Origin of the sequence: Variovorax sp. PAMC28562 (assembly GCF_014303735.1) — a bacterium.
Taxonomy (GTDB): domain Bacteria; phylum Pseudomonadota; class Gammaproteobacteria; order Burkholderiales; family Burkholderiaceae_C; genus Variovorax.
On sequence record NZ_CP060296.1, the window covers coordinates 301,930 to 325,370 of the forward strand.

At 65.0% G+C, this 23,441-nt stretch carries 23 protein-coding genes; 8 read left to right on the forward strand and 15 right to left on the reverse strand.

What is annotated here, in order from left to right; translation table 11 throughout:
- Window positions 1–47 precede the first annotated feature (47 nt).
- Genes H7F36_RS01500 through H7F36_RS01525 form a run of 6 tightly spaced genes read left to right on the forward strand, consistent with a single transcriptional unit; the run spans window position 48 to window position 7,149 of the window.
- Window positions 48–1,181 (forward strand): ABC transporter substrate-binding protein, encoded by a 1,134-nt coding sequence (locus H7F36_RS01500; protein ID WP_187053020.1) that lies wholly within the window; start codon window positions 48–50, stop codon window positions 1,179–1,181.
- Window positions 1,182–1,215: 34 nt separating this feature from the next.
- Window positions 1,216–2,268 (forward strand): branched-chain amino acid ABC transporter permease, encoded by a 1,053-nt coding sequence (locus tag H7F36_RS01505; RefSeq protein WP_187053021.1) that lies wholly within the window; start codon window positions 1,216–1,218, stop codon window positions 2,266–2,268.
- Window position 2,269: 1 nt separating this feature from the next.
- Window positions 2,270–4,108, forward strand: coding sequence for an ABC transporter permease subunit (locus H7F36_RS01510; RefSeq protein ID WP_187053022.1), 1,839 nt, complete (start codon window positions 2,270–2,272; stop codon window positions 4,106–4,108).
- Window positions 4,108–4,836, forward strand: a complete 729-nt coding sequence (locus H7F36_RS01515; protein ID WP_187053023.1) for an ABC transporter ATP-binding protein — start codon at window positions 4,108–4,110, stop codon at window positions 4,834–4,836. Before H7F36_RS01510 ends, H7F36_RS01515 begins: the two co-directional genes overlap by 1 nt.
- A gap of 16 nt (window positions 4,837–4,852) precedes the next feature.
- Entirely contained in the window at window positions 4,853–6,625 is a 1,773-nt protein-coding gene (locus tag H7F36_RS01520) for an acyl-CoA dehydrogenase family protein (RefSeq protein WP_187053024.1), read from the forward strand.
- A complete protein-coding gene (locus H7F36_RS01525; RefSeq protein WP_187053025.1) occupies window positions 6,622–7,149 on the forward strand; it encodes a MarR family winged helix-turn-helix transcriptional regulator in 528 nt (175 codons plus the stop codon). Before H7F36_RS01520 ends, H7F36_RS01525 begins: the two co-directional genes overlap by 4 nt.
- 27 nt (window positions 7,150–7,176) lie before the next feature.
- On the opposite strand, the gene H7F36_RS01530 is transcribed toward H7F36_RS01525, so the two are convergent.
- From H7F36_RS01530 to H7F36_RS01550, 5 genes are all read right to left on the reverse strand, one after another.
- On the reverse strand, window positions 7,177–7,941 hold the full coding sequence (locus tag H7F36_RS01530) for an SDR family NAD(P)-dependent oxidoreductase (protein WP_187053026.1): 765 nt from the start codon (window positions 7,939–7,941) through the stop codon (window positions 7,177–7,179).
- Between the two features lie 227 nt (window positions 7,942–8,168).
- Window positions 8,169–8,447, reverse strand: coding sequence for a hypothetical protein (locus H7F36_RS01535; RefSeq protein ID WP_187053027.1), 279 nt, complete (start codon window positions 8,445–8,447; stop codon window positions 8,169–8,171).
- A gap of 200 nt (window positions 8,448–8,647) precedes the next feature.
- Window positions 8,648–9,856, reverse strand: a complete 1,209-nt coding sequence (gene pcaF / locus H7F36_RS01540; protein ID WP_187053028.1) for a 3-oxoadipyl-CoA thiolase — start codon at window positions 9,854–9,856, stop codon at window positions 8,648–8,650.
- 24 nt (window positions 9,857–9,880) lie between these two features.
- Window positions 9,881–10,537, reverse strand: coding sequence for a 3-oxoacid CoA-transferase subunit B (locus tag H7F36_RS01545; protein WP_187053029.1), 657 nt, complete (start codon window positions 10,535–10,537; stop codon window positions 9,881–9,883).
- A gap of 2 nt (window positions 10,538–10,539) precedes the next feature.
- On the reverse strand, window positions 10,540–11,241 hold the full coding sequence (locus H7F36_RS01550) for a 3-oxoacid CoA-transferase subunit A (RefSeq protein WP_187053030.1): 702 nt from the start codon (window positions 11,239–11,241) through the stop codon (window positions 10,540–10,542).
- A gap of 142 nt (window positions 11,242–11,383) precedes the next feature.
- On the opposite strand from H7F36_RS01550, the gene H7F36_RS01555 reads away from it, so the two are divergent.
- Window positions 11,384–12,169 (forward strand): IclR family transcriptional regulator, encoded by a 786-nt coding sequence (locus H7F36_RS01555; protein ID WP_187053031.1) that lies wholly within the window; start codon window positions 11,384–11,386, stop codon window positions 12,167–12,169.
- Between the two features lie 28 nt (window positions 12,170–12,197).
- Here H7F36_RS01555 and H7F36_RS01560 read toward each other — a convergent pair whose 3' ends face one another.
- Window positions 12,198–13,265 (reverse strand): sugar phosphate isomerase/epimerase family protein, encoded by a 1,068-nt coding sequence (locus H7F36_RS01560; RefSeq protein ID WP_187053032.1) that lies wholly within the window; start codon window positions 13,263–13,265, stop codon window positions 12,198–12,200.
- A gap of 80 nt (window positions 13,266–13,345) precedes the next feature.
- On the opposite strand from H7F36_RS01560, the gene H7F36_RS01565 reads away from it, so the two are divergent.
- A complete protein-coding gene (locus H7F36_RS01565; RefSeq protein ID WP_187053033.1) occupies window positions 13,346–13,780 on the forward strand; it encodes a DUF1841 family protein in 435 nt (144 codons plus the stop codon).
- 12 nt (window positions 13,781–13,792) lie between these two features.
- Here H7F36_RS01565 and H7F36_RS01570 read toward each other — a convergent pair whose 3' ends face one another.
- From H7F36_RS01570 to H7F36_RS01610, 9 genes are all read right to left on the reverse strand, one after another.
- Window positions 13,793–14,554 (reverse strand): SDR family NAD(P)-dependent oxidoreductase, encoded by a 762-nt coding sequence (locus H7F36_RS01570; protein WP_187053034.1) that lies wholly within the window; start codon window positions 14,552–14,554, stop codon window positions 13,793–13,795.
- Between the two features lie 23 nt (window positions 14,555–14,577).
- Window positions 14,578–15,570, reverse strand: a complete 993-nt coding sequence (locus H7F36_RS01575; RefSeq protein ID WP_187053035.1) for an acetamidase/formamidase family protein — start codon at window positions 15,568–15,570, stop codon at window positions 14,578–14,580.
- A gap of 185 nt (window positions 15,571–15,755) precedes the next feature.
- Window positions 15,756–17,153 (reverse strand): amidase, encoded by a 1,398-nt coding sequence (locus tag H7F36_RS01580; protein WP_187053036.1) that lies wholly within the window; start codon window positions 17,151–17,153, stop codon window positions 15,756–15,758.
- A complete protein-coding gene (locus tag H7F36_RS01585; protein WP_187053037.1) occupies window positions 17,150–17,854 on the reverse strand; it encodes an ABC transporter ATP-binding protein in 705 nt (234 codons plus the stop codon). The genes H7F36_RS01580 and H7F36_RS01585 overlap by 4 nt, the downstream gene beginning before the upstream one ends.
- A gap of 12 nt (window positions 17,855–17,866) precedes the next feature.
- A complete protein-coding gene (locus H7F36_RS01590; RefSeq protein ID WP_187053038.1) occupies window positions 17,867–18,583 on the reverse strand; it encodes an ATP-binding cassette domain-containing protein in 717 nt (238 codons plus the stop codon).
- Complete coding sequence (locus H7F36_RS01595; protein ID WP_261802462.1) at window positions 18,580–19,695, reverse strand: branched-chain amino acid ABC transporter permease; 1,116 nt, start codon at window positions 19,693–19,695, stop codon at window positions 18,580–18,582. The genes H7F36_RS01590 and H7F36_RS01595 overlap by 4 nt, the downstream gene beginning before the upstream one ends.
- The gene (locus H7F36_RS01600) at window positions 19,692–20,558 is read right to left on the reverse strand and encodes an ABC transporter permease subunit (protein ID WP_187053039.1); all 867 of its coding nucleotides are present in this window, start codon (window positions 20,556–20,558) and stop codon (window positions 19,692–19,694) included. The genes H7F36_RS01595 and H7F36_RS01600 overlap by 4 nt, the downstream gene beginning before the upstream one ends.
- Before the next feature lie 38 nt (window positions 20,559–20,596).
- Window positions 20,597–21,823, reverse strand: a complete 1,227-nt coding sequence (locus H7F36_RS01605) for an ABC transporter substrate-binding protein (RefSeq protein ID WP_222620423.1) — start codon at window positions 21,821–21,823, stop codon at window positions 20,597–20,599.
- Window positions 21,824–21,915: 92 nt separating this feature from the next.
- Complete coding sequence (locus H7F36_RS01610) at window positions 21,916–23,433, reverse strand: amidase (protein ID WP_187053041.1); 1,518 nt, start codon at window positions 23,431–23,433, stop codon at window positions 21,916–21,918.
- Between the last annotated feature and the right edge of the window lie 8 nt (window positions 23,434–23,441).

The window sequence follows — 23,441 nt, forward strand, 5'->3', positions numbered from 1 at the left end:
AGGCCACCGGCTTCGCATTTCAATTCGCTCCCCCTGGAAACAGTCCGATGAAGTTCACCAAAACCATCCTTGCCACCGCCTTTGCGTTCGTGACCGTGGCCGCCCATGCCGACCTCACCATCGGCGTGGTGCAACCCCTGACCGGCCCGGCCTCGGGCCTCGGCATTCCCGTCAAGAACGCGGTCGCCCTCTGGCCCAAGACCATCGCCGGTGAAACCCTCAAGGTCATCGTGCTCGACGACGCCAGCGACCCGACGGCAGGCGTCAAGGCGACGCAGCGCCTCATCACCGAAGACAAGGTCGACGTGCTGGTCGGCTCGACCGCGACGCCGGTCGCCATTCCGATGGCCGACGTGGCTGCCGAATCGGGCACGCCGCAGATCTCGACCGCACCCGCATCGCTGCCGCCCGGCAAGGACAAGTGGATGTTCCGGCTGCCGCAATCGAACGCGGTGATGGCGGTCGCGGTCGTCGGCCACATGAAGAAGATGGGCGTGAAGACGGTTGGGTTCCTGGGCTACACCGATGCCTACGGCGAAGGCTGGTTGAAAGACTTCACCGCAGAAGCCGAGAAGAACGGCATCAAGATCGTCGGCACCGAACGCTTCGCCCGTGCCGACACCGGCGTGACCGCGCAAGCGCTCAAGCTCACCTCGGCCAACCCCGACGCCATCCTGATCGTCGCCTCAGGCAGCGGTGCGGGCATGCCGCAAAAGGCCATCATGGAGCGCGGCTTCAAGGGCAAGGTCTACCAGACGCACGCCGCCGCCACGCAAGACCTGATGCGCACGGCAGGCAAGGATGCCGACGGCGCCTACGTGGTGTCCGGCCCGGCCGTCATCGCCGAACAACTGCCCGACAGCCATCCCTCGAAGAAGATGGCGATCGCCTTCGTCGAAACCTACGAGAAGGCTTACGGGCCGGGCTCGCGCAACCAGTTCGCCGGCCACGGATCGGATGCGCTCGTCGTGCTCGAAAAAGCGGTACCCATCGCACTCAAGAAGGGCAAGCCCGGTACACCGGAGTTTCGCGCCGCACTGCGCGATGCGCTCGAAACCATGGGCCGTACGGTGCTGGCACACGGCGTCATCAACTGGTCGCCGACAGACCATTGGGGCTACACGAACGAGACCGGCGTGATGCTGAAAGTCGTCGACGGCAAGTTCAAGGTCGAGCAGTAAACACACACGCGCAGAAAGACGGCTCCGTCACGTTATGGATTTTTCGATTGCCAGCATCCTGACGCTGGATGGACTCACCAACGGCGCGATCTACGCGCTGTTGGGCATGGGCATTGTGCTCGTGTTCACCGTCACCCGCGTCATCTTCATTCCGCAGGGCGAGTTCGTTGCGTACGGCGCACTGACCCTGGCGATCTTTCAAACCGGCAAGGTGCCGGGCACGGTGTGGCTGCTGCTCATCCTGGCGGTGGTCGCGGCGCTGATGGAGCTGGTCACGACGTGGCGGCACCGTGGCGGCAACGCTGCAGCCGCAGCGCCGGCCTTCAAGGCGGCACTCAAGACCTTCGTCATTCCGGCGGTGATCTGCGCGGTGTCGGCCTGGGCCGGGCCGCGCAATTTGCCGCTGGCGGTGCAGGCGCTGCTCACCATTTGCATCGTGACCGCCTTCGGTCCGCTGGTATACCGCGTGGCATATCAATCGCTGGCCGGATCGAGCTCGCTGGTTCTGCTGATCGTCTCGGTCGGCGTGCACTTCGCGATGACCGGACTCGGCCTCTTGTTCTTCGGCGCCGAAGGCTTTCGCAATCCGTCGTTCTGGGATGTGCGCTTTGCACTCGGCCCGCTCAACCTGAGCGGCCAGACGATCATCATCTTCGGCGCGTCGGCGGCGCTCATCGTGCTGCTGTGGCTCTTCTTCGAGCGCAGTCTGTATGGCAAGGCGCTGCGCGCGACCGCGGTCAACCGCCTCGGCGCGCGGCTCATGGGCATCTCGACGCAGAACGCGGGGCAGCTCACCTTCGCGATGGCCGGCCTCATCGGCGCACTGTCGGGCTTGCTGATCGGGCCGACCACGACGATCTTCTACGACTCCGGTTTTCTGATCGGCCTCAAGGGTTTCGTGGCGGGCGTGATTGCCGGCCTGTCGAGCTATCCCGGCGCGCTCCTCGGTGCGCTGGCGGTCGGCATCATCGAATCGTTCGGCTCGTTCTGGGCCAGTGCTTTCAAGGAAGTAATCGTGTTCACCATCATCTTGCCGGTGCTGCTGTGGCGCTCGCTGGCCAGCGGTGGATCGGACGAGGAGCACTGACATGGCCATTGCTTCGCCAGTCACCCCGACACCCGACGCGCTGCTTGCCGGGCCTGCACGCAAGAGCGTTGCCCGCACCTGGGGTCCGCTGCTCGCCATCCTCATCCTGGTGGCCCTGCCGCTGCTGCCGCTGCCCGACTTCTGGATCCTCCAGCTCAACTACATCGGCATCTACGCGTTGCCCGTACTCGGCTTGGTGCTGCTCACCGGCGTCGGTGGCCTGACTTCCTTCGGGCAGGCCGCCTTCGTCGGCATCGGCGCGTACACCACCGCCTATTTGACGGTGAACCTGGACATGTCGCCGTGGCTCACCTTGTTCATCGGCTTGGGCCTGACCGCGCTGAGCGCCGCCTTCATCGGCGCCATCACCCTGCGAATGTCGGGCCACTACCTGCCGCTGGCGACCATCGCCTGGGCGCTGGCGCTGTACTACCTCATGGGCAATCTCGATGCGCTCGGCAAGTACGACGGCATCCTGGGCGTCAAGGGGCTGTCGCTGTTCGGCTTCGAGTTCGGCAAGCAGCGCATCTTCTATGCGCTGGTCTGGGCGCTGGTGCTGGTCGCTTCCTTCGCCGTCATCCGGCTGCTCGATTCGCGCAGCGGCCGCGCCATTCGCGCGCTGGCCGGCGGCTCGCAAATGGCCGAGGCGATGGGCGTCAACACGCTGCGCTTCAAGATCGGCATCTTCGTGCTGGCGGCGCTGTTGGCTTCGGTCTCTGGCTGGCTCTATGCGCACTTCCAGCGCACCGTCAATCCTTCTCCCTTTGGCTTGAAGATGGGCATCGAGTACCTCTTCATGGCGGTGCTGGGCGGCTCGGCACACGTGTGGGGCGCCATCGCCGGCGCCGGCATCGTCAAGCTGCTGGAAGACCAGTTGCAGGTGCTCCTGCCGCGCCTGATCGGCACCAGCGGCAACTACGAACTCATCGTCTTCGGCATCATGATCGTGCTGGTGCTCAAGTACCTGCCGGACGGCGTCTGGGCCTTCGTCGACCGGCGCCTGCCGCGGCCGCACCGGGCGCGAGACTGGGGTGAAGGCGCTAACGTTGCCGAGTTGTCCACACGGACCAAGCCGGCCGCCGGCGAAGTGGTGCTCGACGTGCAGGCCATCCGCAAGACCTTCGGCGGACTGGTCGCGGTCAACGACATCAGCTTTCAGACGCGCGCCGGGCAAGTCGTCGGGCTGATCGGGCCCAACGGCGCGGGCAAGTCGACCACCTTCAATCTGGTCACCGGTGTGCTCGGTCTCTCCGGTGGCACGGTGAAGTTCCGTGGTGAGCGCATCAGCGGCCTGCCATCCCGCAAGATCGCCGAGCGCGGCGTGGCGCGCACTTTCCAGCACGTGAAGATGGTGCCCGACATGACGGTGCTGGAGAACGTCGCACTCGGCGCCCATCTGCGCGGCCGCAAGGGCGCCATCGCCGCGATGCTTCGCACCGACCGCGGTGAAGAGCGGGCGCTGTTCCGCGAAGCCGAGCGCCAGCTGCAGCGCGTCGGCATGGGCGACATGACGAACGAACTGGCCGGCAACCTCGCGATGGGCCAGCAGCGGCTGCTGGAGATCGCCCGCGCACTCTGCGCCGACCCCGCCTTGCTGCTGCTCGACGAACCCGCCGCCGGCTTGCGCCACAAGGAGAAGCAGGCGCTGGCCGAGGTGCTGCGCGGTCTGCGTGCAGGCGGGATGAGCATCCTGCTGGTCGAACACGACATGGGCCTGGTGATGGACATCTGCGACCACATCGTGGTGATGGAGTTCGGCACGCATTTGATGGAAGGCACGCCCGGCGAAGTGCAGCGCAGCGACAAGGTGCGCGCGGCTTACCTGGGCACGGAACACTGATGACGACACCTCTTCTCCAGATCCGGGACCTGCATGCCGGCTATGGCCGCGCCGAGGTGCTGCACGGCATCGACCTGCAAGCAGGCGCGGGCAGCGTCGTGACGGTGATCGGCCCCAACGGCGCGGGCAAGTCGACGTTGCTTAACGCGCTCATGGGGGTGCTGCCGGCCAAGGGGGTCATCGAGTACCGCGGGCAGTCGATCGCCGCGCTGTCGCTCGAAGAGCGGGTGATGCTCGGCATCGCGCTGGTGCCCGAAAAGCGCGAACTCTTCGGCACCATGCCGGTGGAAGACAACCTGGTGCTGGGCGCGTTCCGGCAGGTGCGCATCGGCAACCGGCAATGGCGCGACCAGATCGATCAGGTCTACACGCTGTTCCCCCGCCTCAAGGAGCGACGCACGCAATTGGCGGGCACGCTGTCGGGTGGCGAACGGCAGATGCTGGCGGTGGGCCGCGCGCTGATGTCGCGGCCATCGCTCCTGATGCTCGACGAGCCGAGCCTGGGGCTGGCGCCGCTGGTGGTGCAGGAGATCTTCCGCACGGTGAGTGCGCTGCGTGCCACCGGCGTGACCATCTTGCTGGTCGAGCAGAACGCACGCGCTGCGCTCGAAGTGGCCGACCACGGGTATGTGCTGGAGATGGGCAACGTGAGCCTCGAAGGCGCGGCGCGCGATTTGGCCGGGGATTCGCGGGTCATCGATACCTATCTGGGCGCTGCACGGGCCTGAGCGCACGCGCGATCACATGAACTACCGACCCAACTCCGAAGACGTCCGCTTCGTCCTGCACGCCGTGCTCGACGCGACGCCGCAACTCCGTGCCCTCGCACCATTCGCCGAGATCGACGCCGACCTGCAGATTCAGGTGCTCAACGAAGCCGCGAAGTTCGTCGCCGAAGTGGTCGCACCGGTGAACCGTGCGGGCGATGAAATCGGCTGTCGCTTCGTCGATGGCGAAGTCATCACGCCGCCTGGTTTTCGTGAGGCTTATGCAGGCTTTCAGCAAGGCGGATGGCCGGCCCTGTCAGCTGCGACCGAAGACGGCGGACAAGGCCTGCCGGGCGTGCTGGAAGCCATCGTGTTCGAGTGGTTGAGCGGTGCCAACCACGGCCTGACGATGGCGCCGGGCTTGCTGCACGGTGCCTATGAATGCCTGAAGCACCATGCCAGCGGCACGCTCAAGCAGCGCTATCTGTCGAAGATCGCGACGGGCGAATGGCTGACCACGATGTGCCTCACCGAAGCACATGCCGGCAGCGACCTCGGCCAGGTTCGCACGCGCGCAGAGCCGCACGTCGATGGCAGTTATCGCGTCAGCGGCGCCAAGATTTTTATCTCTGGCGGTGAGCACGACCTCACGCCCAACATCGTTCACCTGGTGCTGTGTCGGTTACCGGATGCGCCCGCCGGCCCCAAGGGCCTGTCGCTCGTTCTGGTGCCGAAGGTATTGCCCGACGGCCGGCGCAATGCCGTGCGTTGCGACCGCATCGAAGAGAAGATGGGCCTGCATGGCAGCTCGACCTGCAGCATGCGATTCGACGCTGCCGAAGGCTGGCTGGTCGGCGAGCCGAGCCGCGGTTTGGCCGCCATGTTCGTCATGATGAATTCGGCCCGGCTGCACTGCGCGATGCAGGGCATCGGCCTGCTCGACGCGGCCTGGCAAAAGGCCGATGCGTACGCCCACGAGCGGCGCCAGATGCGCGCGCCTGCACCGGCGAGCGGCGCAGTACCGGGCTCGCGCGGCACCCAAGCAGCCGACCTGCTCGCCGAGCACCCCGCGATGCGCCGCATCCTCGATACGCAGCGCGCCTGGATCGATGGCGCGCGCGCCATCGCCTACCGCACCGCCATTCAGCTCGATGTCGCCAAGCACGCCGCCGACGTCAAGACACGCGACCGCGCGCAGCGCTGGTGCGCGCTCGTCACGCCGGTGCTCAAGGCCGCCTGCACGCAGCAAGCCTTCAGCGGCGCCAGCGAATGCCTGCAGGTGTTCGGCGGCCACGGCTACGTGCGCGAATGGGGCATCGAGCAGGTGGTGCGCGATGCGCGCGTGACCATGATCTACGAGGGCACCAACGAGATTCAGGCGATCGATCTGCTGGTGCGCAAGGTGCTGGTCGATAGCGGCACCGGCATGTCGGCGGTGCTGATCGAGATGCGCGATCAGCTCGATGCGTCGCGGGAGACCGATGCCGACGTACAGCGGCGTCTCGCCCAACTGCGCTACCTCACCACCACGCTGGCGATGGCCGCCAAGGTCGACCCGGTGCTGCCGTACGAGGTGGCCGACGACTACCTGCGAGTCGTCATGATCGTGATGCTGGCGTGGGCCTGGGCGCGCATCGACGTCGCAGCAGCCACGGCGACAGACGCCGAATCGACGCGCTGGTCACGCCCATCGGCCGCGTTCCGGCGCTGGGTGCTGCCCGAGTTCGACATGCGGCTCGGCATCGTCAAGCGCGCCTGCGACGCGGTGATCACGGCGCAGGCCGAGCGCGGCAATACATTCGGCACATGACCACTGGACGTAAAAAAACAGCCGGTGCCGATACGTCGCAAGCCGCGCCAGGCGCGCCCGCTTCGCCCGCGTCGCTGGCGTCGCGGCACGACCGCACCGAACGCCTCGACAGTCACGTGCTCGAAGCACTGGTCGGCTACAACACGCGGCGCGCCTGGTCGATGATCAGCGCGGTGTTCTCCGAGCGCATGGCGCCGTACGGACTGAAGCAGGTCGATTTTTCAGTGCTGTCGCTGCTGGGGCACAACCCCGGCGCGACTTCACGCCAGCTCTGCAGCACGCTCGACATCCTGCCGCCGAACCTGGTGAGCCTGGTCGCGACAATGGACAGCCGCGGGCTCATCGAGCGGCGCCCGCATCCGCGCGATGGCCGTGCTGTCGGCCTTCACTTGACGCCCGCCGGCGAGAAGCTGGTGCACGAAGCCGAACAAGCGGTGGTGCAACTCGAACTCGAAGCCAGCGCCAAGCTCACCACCCGGGAGCGCGACACGCTCATCAAGCTGCTTCAGAAAATCTATCTGTAAGGCTGGGCGCAGAGGTCGGCCAAGCTTTCAGGCCGCATCCCGTACATCCGCCACCGGCTTGCTGCCGAAGTCCGGCCGCTCGAGGTAAGCCAGCACCTTGGTGGCGGCCGCATCGGGCGAATCGAGCAGCCCCTTCTCCTGCATATCGACGAAGCGACCACGGTCTGCAAAGAGGGCAGGATCGGTGGCGCGCATCTGCACCTGCATGTCGGTGTCGATCACGCCCGGTGCCAGCGACACGATGCGTGCACCGTTCGGCGCTGCGGCTTCTTCGAGCGCCACAGCGCGCGTGAAGTGGTCCATGCCGGCCTTGGCGGCGCAGTACGACGCCTGGCTCGCCATCGCGTTGCGCCCGAGGCCCGACGATATGTTCAGCACCTTGCGCACGCTGCGCCAGTCTTTGGTCGCATGCAAGAAAACGGAGGTCAGCAGCAACGGTGCCTCGAGGCCGACGCGCATGGCTTGCGCAAGCACCGCTACGTCGGCCGTGGCCAGCGGACGCGGATCGCCGATGGTGCCTGCGTTGTTGATGAGCGTCACCTCGTCGAACGCCTGCCCGTCTTGCTGAGCGAGCCACGTCGCCACGCGTTCGGCCGCAGCCACCGGGTCGGCCAGGTCTTGCTCCCATTGCTCGAGACCGGTGCCGCGTGAGCTCGCCTGCGCTGCAAGTGATGGGTCGCTGCGCCGAGAGATGCACAGCAGCTTGTTGCCCGGCTGCAGGAGGCGGCCGGCCATGGCGCGACCCATGCCGCGCGAGGCACCGGTAAGAATGATGAGACGTGATGTGGTCATGGGATGAGCTCCGGGTCGGCGGTGCATGAAGAAGGAAAGCCCGCCATCATGCACAAGCCGCCGCCGCGCGTTACAGCGGCAAACTAATCGGCAATCCGCCGCTTGGCAATACGTCGCTCAGGCTGGGTGCACTGGGTGCGGCTTCAGGCCCCGGCAGTGCCGCGGACGGCACTGGTCCACAAGGCTCGGCGATCGAGCGGCACGGAGGACTTCGTCAGTGGCTTTTTTCAGCGCGAGGCCGGTCCGGTCCATCCGCTGCGGCGCCCCGGGGCTCCAGCAGCTTCGAACTGGCGCGCGCCGGTGTCTATCGAGTCATCGAGCCGGCCGAGCAGCGTCACCGTTTCCTGAACCCGATTCGCCATCTCGTCACCCAATTGCTTGGGCGACCGGCTGACCACGATGACGATCAAAATTCCGGCGCCGACGATCGAGAAAAGTCCGGCGAAAAACTCCGCTTGTGTAAACAGTTCCATGATCTTTTCTCCGTTGCAGACGCCGATGAGCAATTTGTCGAAGGGCGAGTCTCACATGTGACGCGCGGAGTTCCTATTCGCCTTTTGGCTAACTCGCCCGTATGCTTTTCGGCGCAGCCCGTCCGCCTTAAAACTAAAGGCCTCAACCCTCGGCATGAAGCACACGATATGGTCCTTTCACGCCGCACAAAGCGCGAGGGATAACACCGAGAAACAAAAACAACACGAAAAGGTCAGACGCGCTCGAGGATGACCGCGATGCCCTGGCCGACGCCAATGCACATCGTGCACAGCGCATAGCGGCCGCCACCCTTGTGCAACTGGTTCACCGCGGTCGTGGCAAGCCGCGCGCCGCTGGCACCCAGCGGATGGCCCAAGGCAATAGCACCGCCGTTGATGTTGACGCGCGCGTCGTCGTCCTTCAGGCCGAGCAGCCGCAGCACCGCGAGGCCTTGCGCCGCGAAGGCTTCGTTGAGCTCGATCACGTCCATCTGGTCGATCGTCAAGCCAGTGAGCGCCAACACCTTTTGCGTAGCAGGTGCCGGGCCGATGCCCATCACGCGAGGCGGCACACCGGCCGTCGCCATGCCGACGACACGCGCACGGGGTATCAGACCGTTCTTGGCCGCCATCGACTCGCTCGCCAGCAGCAGAGCGCATGCGCCATCGTTCACACCGCTGGCGTTACCGGCCGTCACGGTGCCATCGGGACGGACCACGCCCTTGAGCTTGGCAAGCGCTTCCATCGTGGTGTCACGCGGATGTTCGTCCTTGCTCACAACGATGGCCTCTCCCTTTTTCTGCGGCACGGTGACAGACACGATCTCGCTGTCGAAGAAGCCCGACTTCTGCGAAGCGACAGCGCGCTGCTGCGATGCCAGCGCCATGCGGTCTTGCGCTTCACGCTCGATCTTGTAGTCGGTCGCAACGTTCTCGGCGGTCTCGGGCATGGAGTCCACGCCATAGAGCTCTTTCATCTTCTTGTTGATGAAGCGCCAGCCGATGGTCGTGTCGTACACGGCGTTAGCGCGGCCGAACGCGCTCTCGGCCTTGGGCATCACGAACGGTGCGCGGCTCATGCTCTCGACGCCACCGGCGATCATCAACCCCGTCTCGCCGGCCTTGATGGCACGCGCTGCGGAGCCGACTGCGTCGAGCCCCGAACCGCAGAGCCGGTTGATGGTGGCGCCGCCGAGTTCGAGCGGCAGTCCGGCCAGCAACGACGACATGCGCGCCACGTTGCGGTTGTCTTCACCGGCCTGGTTGGCGCAGCCGTAGAGCACATCGCCGACGGCTTGCCAGTCGACTTGCTTGTTGCGCTCCATCAAGGCGCGCAGCGGCACGGCGCCGAGATCGTCGGTGCGAACGCTGCTGAGAGCACCGCCGTAGCGGCCGAAGGGCGTGCGGATGGCGTCGCAAATAAAGGCTTCGTTCTTGCTCATGGTCTTGTCTCTTTCAGGTAGTTGTCAGGCGGCGATCGGAAGGCCGACCAGCTTCTCTAATTCATCGTGGGCGAGGCCTTCGACCTTGTCGATCAGCTTCAGCCCATCGGGCGTGCATTCCAGCGTGGCGAGATCGGAATACACACGCTTCACGCACCCGATGCCGGTCAGCGGGTAGGTGCATTCCTTGACCAGCTTGCTCGCGCCTTGCTTGGTCAGGAGATCCATCATCACCCAGGTCTGCTTGGCGCCGATGGCCAGGTCCATCGCACCGCCGACCGCCGGGATCGCGTCTTTCTCGCCGGTATGCCAGTTGGCCAGGTCGCCGGTGGCCGACACCTGGAAAGCACCGAGCACGCAGATGTCGAGATGGCCACCGCGCATCATCGCGAAGCTGTCGGCGTGATGAAAGAACGAGCCGCCGGGCAGCAGCGTGACGGGCTGCTTGCCGGCATTGATGAGGTCGTAGTCCTCTTCGCCAGCCGCAGGCGCAGGGCCCATGCCGAGGATGCCGTTCTCGCTTTGAAGGATGACCTCGCGTCCCGCAGGCAAGTGATTGGCGACGAGCGTTGGCTGGCCGATGCCGAGGTTGACGACGGCGCCGTCGAAGATGTCTTGCGCGACGCGGGCGGCAAGCTGGTCTTTGGTGCGGCGCTGGTAGGTTGCGGTTGTGGTGGTCATGATCACGCTGCCTTTTTGAAGCCGCCGGCCTGCGTGGCGACACGCTCGATCTGCACGACCTGATGAACGAAGATGCCCGGCGTGACGATGGTCTCCGGGTCAAGCGTGCCGAGCTCGGCGATCTCGTGCACGGTGGCGATGGTCTTCTTCGCGGCCATGGCCATCACCGGGCCGAAGTTGCGCGCGGCCTTGCGATAGACCAGGTTGCCCCAGCGGTCGCCGCGTTCGGCCTTGATGAGCGCGACGTCGCCTTGAATCGGGTACTCGAGCACGTACTGAACGCCACCGATGACGCGCGTTTCGCGGTCGCCCGACAACTGCGTTCCGTAGCCCGTTGGGCAAAAGAAAGCGCCGATGCCCGCACCCGCTGCGCGAATGCGCTCGGCCAGATTGCCTTGGGGTACCAGTTCGAGCTCCAGCTTGCCGGTGCGGTACAGGCCATCGAACACCTGGCTGTCGGCCTGGCGCGGAAAGCTGCAGATGATCTTGCGCACACGGCCCGCCTTGAGCAGCGCAGCCAGTCCCGCCTCGCCGTTGCCGGCGTTGTTGTTGACGATGGTCAGGTCTGTTGCGCCTTGTGCGATCAGTCCGTCGATCAGTTCGTTGGGAATGCCGGCGGTGCCGAAGCCGCCGATGAGAACGGTCGAGCCGTCCTGGATGCCGGCCATCGCTTCAGCGATGGAGCGGGCGATCTTGTTGATCATGGAATTTGTCTCCTGTGGGTTGGGGAGCAGCGAGGGAAATTACCGAGAAATCCGTCTGCGTGTTCGCTAATCGTTCGACTGCCAATTTGTTCGCATGTAGAACAATTGTTCTTATAATGAATTTTAGGAGATCCACTGCGCCATGGCAACCACCACGAAACAAACCGACAAGCCACGCCCTGGCGATACCTATGTGCAGTCGTTCGCGCGCGGGCTCGAGGTCATCCGATCGTTCAACGCCAGCGCACCGCGGCAAACGCTCAGCGAGGTCGCCGCGGCCAGCGGGCTCACGCGGGCCGGCGCACGACGCATCCTGCTCACGCTGCAGACTTTGGGCTATGTCGAGAGCGACGGCAAGCTCTTCGCGCTGACGCCGCGCATCCTCGACCTCGGCTTTGCCTACCTGTCGTCGATGCCGATCTGGAACCGCGCCGAGCCGGTGATGGAGGCGCTGGTGCAGCAGGTGCACGAGTCGTGTTCCGCCGCCGTGCTCGACGCCACCGACATCGTCTACGTGATGCGCGTGGCCACGCAAAAGATCATGAGCATCAGCCTGGGCGTCGGCTCGCGGCTGCCAGCCTGGTGTACGTCGATGGGCCGGCTGCTGCTGTCCGACCTGGACGATGCCGAAGTGCTCGCACGGCTCGAAGCCGCACCGCCCGAGGCGCTAACAAAGCACACCGTGACCGATGTCGATGCTTTGCTCGCCAAGGTGATTCAGGCGCGCCGACAGCGCTGGTGCCTGGTCAATCAGGAACTCGAAGAAGGGCTCATCTCGATCGCCGCGCCCATCGTGAATCGCTCTGGCCGCATGGTCGCCGCGCTCAACATCAGCGGGCAGGCCAATCGCACCAGTGCCAAGGTGATGCAGGAGACCATGCTGCCGGCGCTGCTTGCCTCGGCGCAGCAGATTTCCCGTTTGCTCTGAGCCGCTTCTATCCCCGCTCCGCGCTCTATCAGCCGAGCCCGAGCATCCGCCGATTCATCGCGACGCCCGCGCCATCGTCGCTGGCATTGCCGGCCGCGAAGTCATCGAAGGCCCGGTCCGCCACGCGAATGATGTGTTCGGCAATGAATGTCGCGCCTTCCCGCGCGCCGTCTTCAGGGTGCTTGATGCAGCACTCCCACTCCAGCACCGCCCAGCCCGGAAAGTCGTACTGCGCCATCTTCGAAAAGATCGCCTTGAAGTCGACCTGGCCGTCGCCCAGCGAACGGAAGCGCCCTGCCCTGTTGATCCAGCTCTGAAAACCGCCGTACACGCCCTGCTTGCCGGTCGGGTTGAACTCAGCGTCTTTCACATGAAAGATCTTGATGCGCTCGTGGTAGTGGTCGATGTAGGCGAGGTAGTCGAGTTGCTGCAACACGAAGTGGCTCGGGTCGTAGAGCAGGCAGGCACGCGGATGGTTGTCGACGCGTTCCAAAAACATCTCGTAGGTCACGCCGTCGTGCAGGTCTTCACCGGGATGGATCTCGTAGCAGACGTCGACACCCGCATCGTCGAAGCGGTCGAGGATGGGCTTCCAGCGCCTTGCCAGTTCATCGAATGCAGTCTCGATCAACCCCGACGGGCGCGGCGGCCATGAGTACAGGTACGGCCAGGCGAGCGCGCCGGAAAAGGTCGCGTGTGCGGTCAATCCCAGATTCTGCGAGGCCTGCGCCGCGTACATCAGTTGCTGTACCGCCCACTTCTGGCGCGCCGCCGGATTGCCGCGCACTTCGGGCGCCGCGAAGGCATCGAAGGGCTCGTCGTAGGCCGGATGCACCGCGACCAACTGGCCTTGGAGGTGCGTCGACAGCTCGGTGATCTCGACGCCGTGCAGCGCCAGCTTGCCTTTGAGTTCGTCGCAATAGGTCTTGCTGGCAGCAGCGGTCTTCAGGTCGATCAGGCGTGGGTCACACGGGATTTGCACGCCCTTGTAGCCGAGGCCAGCCGCCCAGGCGCCGAGCGATTCGAGCGTGTCGAAAGGCGCTGTGGCGCCGAGAAACTGCGCCAAAAAGATGGCGGGGCCTTTGATGGTTTTCATCGTGCTTGTCTCATTGCTCGTGTCTCCTTGCAAAACCGCAATCGGGTCGAGGAATGATAGGCAATGCTAGCCTCGGCGTCATGTTCAATCCCTCCCAGGAAGAAGTTCGCCGCTTCTTTTGCGACGTCTACGCCAAGCACCGCGAGGGCTTGCCGATGGAGCCGCTAGAAACGATCGCCGCCGGCTGGATCGACGCGCACCCCGAATACGCCGCCGACCTGGCCGATGCCGATGCCGCGGTCGCACGTACCTACGACGGCGCGAACGGGCGCGAAAACCCGTTCCTGCACCTGTCGATGCACCTGTCGATCAGCGAGCAGTGCTCCATCGATCAGCCGCGCGGCATCCGCCAGGCTGTCGAGTTGCTCGCCGCACGACGCGACTCACTGCTCGACGCGCACCACGAGGCGATGGAATGCCTCGGCCAGATGATGTGGGAAAGCCAGCGTGCCGGACGCCCGCCCGATGGCGATGCTTACACCGCCTGCGTGCAGCGCCGCGCGACGCGCGATTGACGGGCGTCGCGCCTACAGCTGAACGCCGCGCGTGAGCGCGCCGTCGACCACCAAGTTGGTACCGGTGACGAAACTCGCCGCCGGGCTCGCGAGAAACGCTGCAGCGTTGGCCATTTCCTGTGGCGTGCCCATGCGCCCGGTCGGGTTAAGGGCCAGCGCCTGCGCGTAGAGCGTGGGGTTGCCCTGCTCGATCTGGTCCCACACGCCGCCCTTGAAGTAGGTGTTGCCAGGCGACACCGAGTTGGCGCGGATGCGCTTGGCCGCCAGTTGATGCGCCAGCCCCTGCGTGTAATGCACGATCGCGGCCTTGAAGGCGCCATAGGGTCCGGCGGCGAAATCGATCTCGCGGCCCGAGACGCTCGATATGGTGACGATGGCCGCGTGAGGGCTGCGTTCCAGTCGCGGCATGGCGGCGTCCACCAGCCGCACCGTGCCCATCATGTCGACCTCGAAACCTCGCTGCCAGCCGGCCTCGTCGTTCGCAATGGCGAGGGCGCTCACGTTCGCGACCACGATGTCGATGCCGCCCAGCGCGTCGCCCGCCGCCAGTACCCAGTCCTTGAGCGCGGGCCCGTCGCCGACGTCCACCGCATGGCCGAACACCTTGACGCCGTAGGCCGACAGTTCTGCGACGGTCTGCGCCACCTCGTCGGCGTTGCGAGCACAGATGCCCACGTTTGTGCCCTCTGCCGCGAAGGTCTGCGCAATGGCGCGGCCGATGCCTTTGGTGCCACCGGTGACCAGCGCGTTGAGTCCCTTGAGTCCGAGGTCCATGTGAGTTCCTTTGGTTGTGGGCTTCAGCCCGGGGCGAGATAGGTCTTGGAAATGCCGGCGCCGACCGTGTACTTGGGGTCCACGAAATTGCCGAGTCGCACCTGGCCGCATTGGCTCAGCATCATGTAGGCGTCCCAGCGGTCGTATCCGTACTCCGCTTCCATCCACAGCACCAGCTCGCGGTACGCGATGCGGGTGGCGTCTTCGAGCGGACGTGCGCTGCCGATGGCCATGATCACGCGCTCGTTCTCGAGCCGCGGCCAGTCGAGCCGCCAGCCCTTGATGAGATCGACCTGGATGGTGGTGGTGCTGGGGTACTCGACGGCAGTGCCGCAGACCTCGCCGTCGCCCTGGCAGGCATGCGCGTCGCCGATGAAGAGCCGCGCACCCGGGCTCTGTACCGGCAGGTAAGTGATGCTGCCCGGCCCCATGTCGGGCAGGTCCATGTTGCCGCCGTGCTGGTCGGGCGTGAGCGTATTGATGGAATCGATTTCGGGCGAGCAACTCAGCGTGCCGATGTGCGGCCGGTACGGCAGCGTGACGCGCTTACTCCAGTAGACGCCCTGCTCGTCGAGGTCGATCTTGCGGACGATCTCGGGCAGCGGATCGGCCAGCAGCGCGGTAAACGCCGTGCCGCTGAGCGCGCCGAAGTGCGGGATCATTGCGCAGGTGCCACGTGGGTTGGGACCACGCGGTGCCATCGACTCGATGTACACCGCGACCACGTCGCCCTTCTCGGCGCCCTCGACCATGATCGGGCCGTTCTGCGGGTTCACGAAGGGCATGGTGAGCACGCGCGACGGCAGGTCCTGCTCGGTCTTGATCGCACCTTCGAAGGCATCGCGCGTCTCGACCACGACACGGTCTCCGGGCCGAACGTGCAGCACCGGGTCGGAGTACGGGCCAATGGTGTAGTGGTACTTGCCCTGCTTCGCTTCGGTCAGCTGGTGAAGGTCGGGCGTGCGGCCCTGCGCCACGCCGCGCGTTCGCATGATGGAGGTGTCGAGCCAGGTCATCGGTGTGCTTCTTTCAGGATGAATTCGGTCGCGCTGACACTTTATGCGCCGGCCGCGGCACCGGCTTTCGGTAGGGTGCGAAAAGCCCAGTCGACTCCCGTGTTGCGAAGTGCACCGCGCCCGGCCTCGAGCAGCCGCACCTTGCGCGTCGGGTCGGCCGATGGTCGGCTCGCCAGCACGGACGTTTAGAGTGCCGGGTGTCGCTGATGCCAGTCGGTGGCCTGCTGAAAGGCCCAGCCGGCACGCACCAGCAACTCTTCCTCGAAATGGCGCGAAACGAACTGGAAAGCGACCGGCGTGCCGGCATCGGTGAAGCCACCGGGCAGCGTGATGGTCGGGCTGCCGCTGGTGTCGAGCGGGCAGGTGTAGCGCAGCATCGCGGACATCATTTCGGCGTCGGTACCGAAGGTCAGCATGCGTTCGAGCGTGGGAGACGCTACGCCTTGCGACGGCATCAACAGCAGGTCGATGCCCTCGAACATCGCTCGCACCTTCCCGGTGAACGCCAAGCGGTTGAGCACGATCTTCTGGTAGTCCATGCCGGTCTGCGCATGGCCCAGGTCGAGCAGGCCCGACAGCGCCGGGCCGTACATGTCCTTGCGTGCCGGGTAGGTCGACTGGTGCACCACTGCAGCTTCGATACCGCAGAGCGGGAACCAGTCGACGATGACCTGCGCCGGGTCGGGGAAAGTCACTTCGCGCACGTCTGCTCCAAGTTCGCGCACGGCAGCCAGTGCGCCGACCATCACCTTGAGGGTGGCGGCGTCGACGCCTTCTTCGTTCCAGCGCGAGTCGATGCCAACGCGCAGGCCGCGCAGGCCGCGCTTCATGCCGGCGAGGTAGTTGGGCACGGCCGCCAAGCTGGCGGTCGGGTCTTTCGGATCGGCGCCGGCAATGGCACCGAGCATCGCGCCGGCGTCGGCCGCGCTGCGCGTCATCGGGCCGATATGGTCGAGCGTCGCAGCCAGTTCGAATGCACCGTAGCGGCTCACACGGCCCCAGGTCGGCTTGAGGCCGGTGAGCCCGTTGGCGGACGAGGGAAAGCGGATCGATCCGCCCGTATCAGTGCCGAGCGAGCCGTAGCAAAGCCCGGCCGCCGTGGCCACGCCCGAGCCACTCGACGAAGCGCCCGACCAATGGGCCGCATTCCACGGGTTGACGGGTGGCGTGACGGTCGGATGATGGTCGGCGTAGGCGCTTTCGGTGAGCTGCAGCTTGCCGAGGATGACGGCGCCGGCTTCGCGCAGCTTGCGCACAGCGGTGCCGTCTTCGGTCGGCACGAAGTCCTTGTAGAGCGTCATGCCGGCCGCCGTGGCCACACCCTGGGTCCAGCACAGGTCCTTTACCGCCACGGGCACGCCGTGCAGCGGCCCGCGAATCTCGCCCCTGGCGATCTCGGCCTCCGCCTTGCGCGCGTCGGCCAGCGCCTGCTCGGCCATCACGGTCACGTAGCTCTTGAGCGCGCCGTCGACTTTGCCGATGCGGTCGAGCTGCGCCTGCGTGACCTCGACCGGCGAGAGTTCCTTCTTTTGAATGCGCTGGCCGATATCGACCAGCTCCAGGTAATGCAAATCGTTGGTCATCCATGTACTCCTGTGTATTGACTCATGATTTCGAAATCGCCCAAGTGCTCGCGCGGGATCTCCTCGCCGATCTGGCCGCGCTTGATAACGAGCACGCGTTGCGACACCGCGGCGATGAATTCGAGGTTCTGCTCGACCAGCACGATCGTCAGCTTCATGCGGTCGCGCAGCGACGCCAGTGTCTCGGCGATCTCTTCGATGATCGAAGGCTGGATGCCTTCGGTCGGCTCGTCGAGCAGCAGCAGCGTGGGCTTGCCGGCCAGCGCGCGCGCCAGCGACAGCAGCTGCTGCTCGCCGCCGGAGAGCGATCCACCAGGCCGGTCGAGCAGCGGCTTGAGCCTTGGAAAGTCCTGCAGCAATGCCTCGATCGTGTCGAGCGAGCGCTCGCCGGTCTTGACCAGGCCCATGCGCAGGTTGTCCATCGCGCTCAGCGTCGGAAATATCTCCCGCCCCTGCGGCACGTAGGCCATGCCGAGCTTGGCCCGCGCGTGCGGTGCGTAGCGCGTGACGTCGGTGTCGTTGAAGCGGACCGTGCCGGTCGTGGCGCGCAACGCGCCGATCAGCGTGCGCAGCATGGTCGTCTTGCCCATGCCGTTGTGGCCGAGGATGCCGACCGATTCGCCCGTCGCTATCCGCAGCGAGATGTCGTGCAGCACGGGGATGGCGCCGTAGCCGGCGTGAAGGCCAGAGACTTCCAGCATGCGTGGCTCCGGTCAGTGCGGCTTCTTGCCGAGATAGATCTGCTGGATCAACGGGTCGCTCATGATGCGGTCCGGCGTGTCTTCCATGATCACTGCGCCCTGGTGCAACACAGTGACCTTGCGCGCGATCATGCGGATGAAGTTCATGTCGTGCTCCACCACCACCAGCGCATGCTGGCGGTTGATTTCCAGGATGAGCTCGGCGGTGCGCGCCACCTCGGCGTCGCTCATACCGGCGGCGGGCTCGTCGAGCAGGATGAGCGGCGGATCGGCCGCGATCACCACGCCGATTTCGACCCATTGCCGCATGCCGTGCGCGAGCAGCCCGGCCTGCACGTTGCGATACGCTGCCATGCCAACGCGCTCCAGCGTTTCGCCCGTGATGCGATTGGCATGCGCGGTGCTGTTGAGCCGGCGCGCCGACAGCCACACGTTCTCCCAAACGCTGAGTCCGTTGAACAAGCTCGGCACCTGCGTCTTGATGCCGATGCCGAGACGGCCCGGCTCGTGCGGCTGCATGTTGGAGATGTCCTTGCCCCGAAAAAGGATCTGCCCCGAAGTCGGTTTGACCTGCCCGGTCAGCAGCTTGAAGAAGGTGCTCTTACCGGCGCCGTTAGGGCCGATCACGCAGCGCAGCTCGTTCTCGGCCAGCGAGAAGTTGACGTCGCGCGTGGCATGCACACCGCCGAAGCGCACGTTGAGGCCGCGGGTTTCGATCAGCGGCGTCATTGCACCTGCTCCGAAGTCGTCAGTGCGCGTGGCGATTCAACCAAAGCTGCACCGACTGCGGCAGCTGACGAAGCGGGTTTGGGCGAGGGCTTGGGTGCGGGCGAAACCGCAGGCCGCCGCATGCGGCGCCACGCCAACTCAAGCAATTGCCCGATGCTGGGCACGATGCCCTTGGGCACCAGCAGCACGAACACCACCAGGATGCCGCCCAGCACCAGGTTCGAGTTGAAGACCTGCTGCGTGCCGATCTGCGAGGTGAGCCACTGGATCGCGACCGCGCCGACCACCGGGCCGACCAATGTTCCCAGCCCACCGACGATGACCCAAATGATGATCTGAGCCGATTGTGCGAGCCCGAAGATCGTGGGGCTGGTGAACGCGCCCCAGTTGGCGAACAGGCAGCCGGCCAGGCCCGCGATGGCGCCACCGAGCATGAAGCTGAAGAGCTTATATGCACGGGCGTCGTAGCCCAGCAGCAGCACGCGCTGCTCGTTCTCCTTGGCCGCGATGATGACGCGCCCGATCTTCGAGGCGATCAGCACGCGCAGCAGGACGTAGACCATCAGCAGGCAGGTGAAGGTGACGTAGAACAGGTCTTTGGGCGTCAGCACTTCGTCTTGTTGCCCGGGCCAGTTGAGCGTCGGTATCGCCGGAATGCCGTTGAAGCCGCCGAGCGGCGCGCTGCCGATGCGCCATTCCGGACCGGCCGTCGAGTTGATCAGGTTGAACAGGATGAGCGTGACCGTCAGCGTGATCACGCCCATGTACACATCGGACAACCGGCCATAGAAAATCACGTAGCCGAGCAGCGTGGCAAACAGCGCCGGCACCACGATCGCGAGCAGAAATGGCACGGTGCTGTCGCCCATGTTCACCACCGCGATAGCGTAGGTGTACGAGCCCAGCCCGAAGAACGCGGCCTGCCCGAAGCACAGGATGCCGCCAAAGCCCCAGATGAAGGCCAAGCTAACCGACAAGATCGCCATCACCGCATAGATGGTGACCTCGATCAGCGTGTAATCGTCCATGACGCCGGGCAGCCCGAACATCAACGCGATGCCGATCGCGAGACACAGCGCGGCACTCCCCCAGGAGTTGGCGAATCGATTCACAAAGAGCCTTTGAAGAAGCGGCCGGTGATGCCTTGCGGCAACAGGCGCAGCATGATGATGGCGGCCAGCAGCAGTGCCACCTCGCCCAGCACCGGCGTGGTGACGAAGGTGGCGAGCTGGTTGATGGCACCGAACAGCGACGAGGCGCCGAGCAGGCCGGCGAGGATCGCCGGTCCGCCGCCGATCACGGTGATGAAGGCCTTGGCCACGAAGGCCGCGCCCATGGTCGGCACCACGCCGGTCAATGGCGCGAGCAATCCGCCAGCCAGCCCTGACAACGCCGCACCGACCGCGAAGGTCACCGAGTACACGCGGCTCGGGCTGATGCCGAGCGCGTTGGCCATGTCGGGCTTTTGCATGGTGCCGCGTGCGATCAAGCCGAACTGCGTGCGCGTGAGCACAAAGCGGATGGCGAGCGAAAGTACGACGGCGACCGCGATGATCACCAACGTGTAGCCACTGACCGAATACGCACCGATCGAAAAGCTGCCGAGCGGCGCCGAGACGCCGGCCGTGGTGTTGCCCGCCACCGAAGTGACGATGCCCACCAGCAGCAGCGACAGACCCCAGGTCGCCAGCATGGTGTCGACCATGCGGCCGTAGAGGCGGCGAATGACCAGCCGCTCCAGCACCACACCGACGATGCCGACCGCGATCGGCGCGACGATGAATATCGCGACCCAGAGGTTGATCCCCACCTTGAGCGCGGCGATCACGGCATACGCACCGAGCATCATGAACTCGCCATGTGCGAGATTGATGACCTTCATCATTCCAAAGATGACAGCCAGACCGGCCGAGATGATGACCAGGCTCGCCACCGCGTAGAGCACCTGGATGAAAACGATGAGTGCGAGATCCATGTCGGCGCGCTTCTCCTTTTGCCTTGCCTAACCTTGGCCTATGCCTTGATCACGTACTGCTGGTTGTCCTTCGGGTTCTTCTTCAGATTGCAGACCGCACTGGTGTCGACCGGCGGCTGCTGCTGGAACGTCTCCACGATGTTGAGCTGCTTGTTGCGGACCTCGGCGATCCTCACATTGAGCACGCAGTGGTGCGTCTCGGGGTCGATCGACACCTTGCCGCTCGGGCCGTCGATTGTGATGCCGCTCTCCAGCGCCGCGATCATCTTCTCGCGGTCGATGGAACCCGCCTTCTTGACAGCCTCTGCCCACAGCTTGAAGCCCTGGTAGGTGCCCATCGCGAGTTCGGTGATGTTCGGATAGTCGGCACCGAAGCGCTTGTAGAAGCGCTCCTTGAAAGCCTTGTTCTCCGGCGTGTCGACGTTCTGGAAATAGTTGTACGAGACCAGGAAGCCATCCGCCTCGGCGGGCGACAGAACGATATGCTCGTTGCCGCCGGCAAAGGTGGTCGATGCGAGCGGAATCTTCTTGGTGAGGCCTGCTGCGGCCCATTGGCGGTAGAAAGCGATGTGCGCGCCACCGACCAGCGCGGAGACGATCATGTCGGGCTTGGCCTGCTCGATCTTCGAGATGGTTGGACCGAAGTTCGTGACGTCGAGCGGGAAGAAGTCGATGGATGCGACCGAGCCCCCGTTTTCCTGTACGAACTTCTTGACCCACTGCGACGTGATCTGGCCGTAGTTGTAGTCGGCCGCCACCACGTAGACCTTCTTGCCCCACTTCTTCATGGCATACGGAACGAGCTTGGCAACGGTCTGGCCCGGCGTGACGCCAGTGCAGAAGGTGTTGCGGTCGCACACGCCACCTTCGTACTGCGTGTTGTAGAAATAGAGCGTCTTGTTGCGCGTGAGCACCGGGCGAATCACCTCTCGCGAGGCGGACGTAATGCCACCCATCACGACCGTCGACTTGTCCTTTAACGCCGACTGTTGCGCGAACTGCGCATAGAGCTGCATGTTCGATTGCGGGTCGTACGTCGCGAGCTTGATCTTCTTGCCGAGCAACCCGCCGGCAGCGTTCTGCTCCTCGACCGCGAGCGTCATGCAGTCGGCCATCGGCTTGCCGTAGATGTCGAGCCCGCCCGACATGTCGATGATGCTGCCGACGACGATTTCGTCGGCGGCCATGGCAGCCATCGGGAACAGCGGCAAGGCGGAACCGGCGAGTGCGGCGGCGGAACCGTGGATGAAGGAACGACGATCCATGAACAAACTCCTCGAAGATTAACGGCGGGTGCCGTCGTGGTTTTATTGAAAGAAGAACTGCGGAACGAAAATTGGAAGGACAGGGGCCGAGCTCAGATGGCCTTCCAGTCGCCGGCCTGCTCGAATGCGAAGGCGGCGCGGTAGATCGTGGCTTCGTCGTAGAACTTGCCGACCAGCATCATCCCGACCGGCATGCCATCGACCAGGCCGCACGGCACGCTCATGGCCGGATGGCCGGTCACGTCGAACGGGCAGCAGTTGGGCAGCATTTCGAAGGCACGGCCGATCACTTCCTCGACCGGTGCACCAGCGGCGGGCAACGGCGTGGCGGTCATGGGCAGGGTGGGCATAAGGAGCAGGTCGAAGTTGGCGAGCGAGCTGTCGTAGGCGGCCGTCAACTGGCGCGACAGATTCTGCGACTTGGCGTAGAAGTGGCCGCGGTAGTGCTGGATGAAATACTCGCCCAGCACCATGGTGAGCTTGAGCGTTTCCGACAACTCGTCGGCCCGCTGTTTCCAGCCCGCGTGGAAGTCGACCATGCTGGTGACGTACAGGCCCTTCCAGTTGAAGCCGTGCCCGTTGTCCTTCATCATTTGCTGGGTCGCGCCCTCGGCCGCGATCGGCAACCAGATCGCCGGACCGACCGCATGCATGGGCACCGACACTTCGCTCACGATGGCGCCGAGCCCGGTGAACACCTCGGCCGCCTTGCGCACCTTTTCGTTCACCAAAGGGTCGGACTGCGGCCAGCCGAAGCCTTCGGTGACGATGCCGATGCGCATGCCCTTGACGCCGCCTTTCATGAGTTCGGCGTAGGGCTTGGATTCCTGGCCCGCATGCTGACGCGGGTCGAGCCCATCGGGCCCCGCAAGCACTTCGAGCATCAGCGCGTTGTCGGTGACGTTGTTGGTCATCGGACCGGTGTGGTCGATGGTCAGCTCGATCGGCATCACGCCGGTGTAGGGCACGAGTCCGTGCGTGGCCTTCATGCCATAGATACCGCAGTAGGAAGCGGGCATGCGGATCGAGCCGCCCTGGTCGCCACCGATGGCGAGGTCGACTTCTCCAGCGGCGACCAGCGCTGCGCTGCCGGACGACGAGCCGCCCGCCGAATACCCCATGCGGTGCGGGTTGTGCACCGGCCCCGACGAACTGGTGTGCGAGCCGCCGGAAAAGCAGAAGTACTCGCAGACCGACTTGCCCACCACCGTGGCGCCGGCGTCGAGCAGACGTGTGACGACCGTCGCGTCGACGTTCGGCATGTAGCCCTCGAGCGTGGAGGCGCCGTTCATCATGGGCACGCCGGCCAGGCACACGTTGTCTTTGAGCACGACCGTCTTGCCGTCGAGCTTGCCGCCCGGCTTGCCTTTGATCGTGGTCTTGATGTACCAGGCGCCGTACTTGTTTTCTTCGCCAGAGGGGCGGTAGCCGGGCGTGCGCGCGTAGCTGACGACGGGCTGGTAGTCGGGCATCGCATCGATCACATCGTAGGCATCGAAGTTGCCCTGCAGCAGCGCGTTATAGCTGGCCGCTTGCGATTCGGACAGATGGATGCCGAGACTCAGGGCAACGTCTTGCAACTGGTCGATGGTGGGGCGCTTGATGGCCATGGCTGACT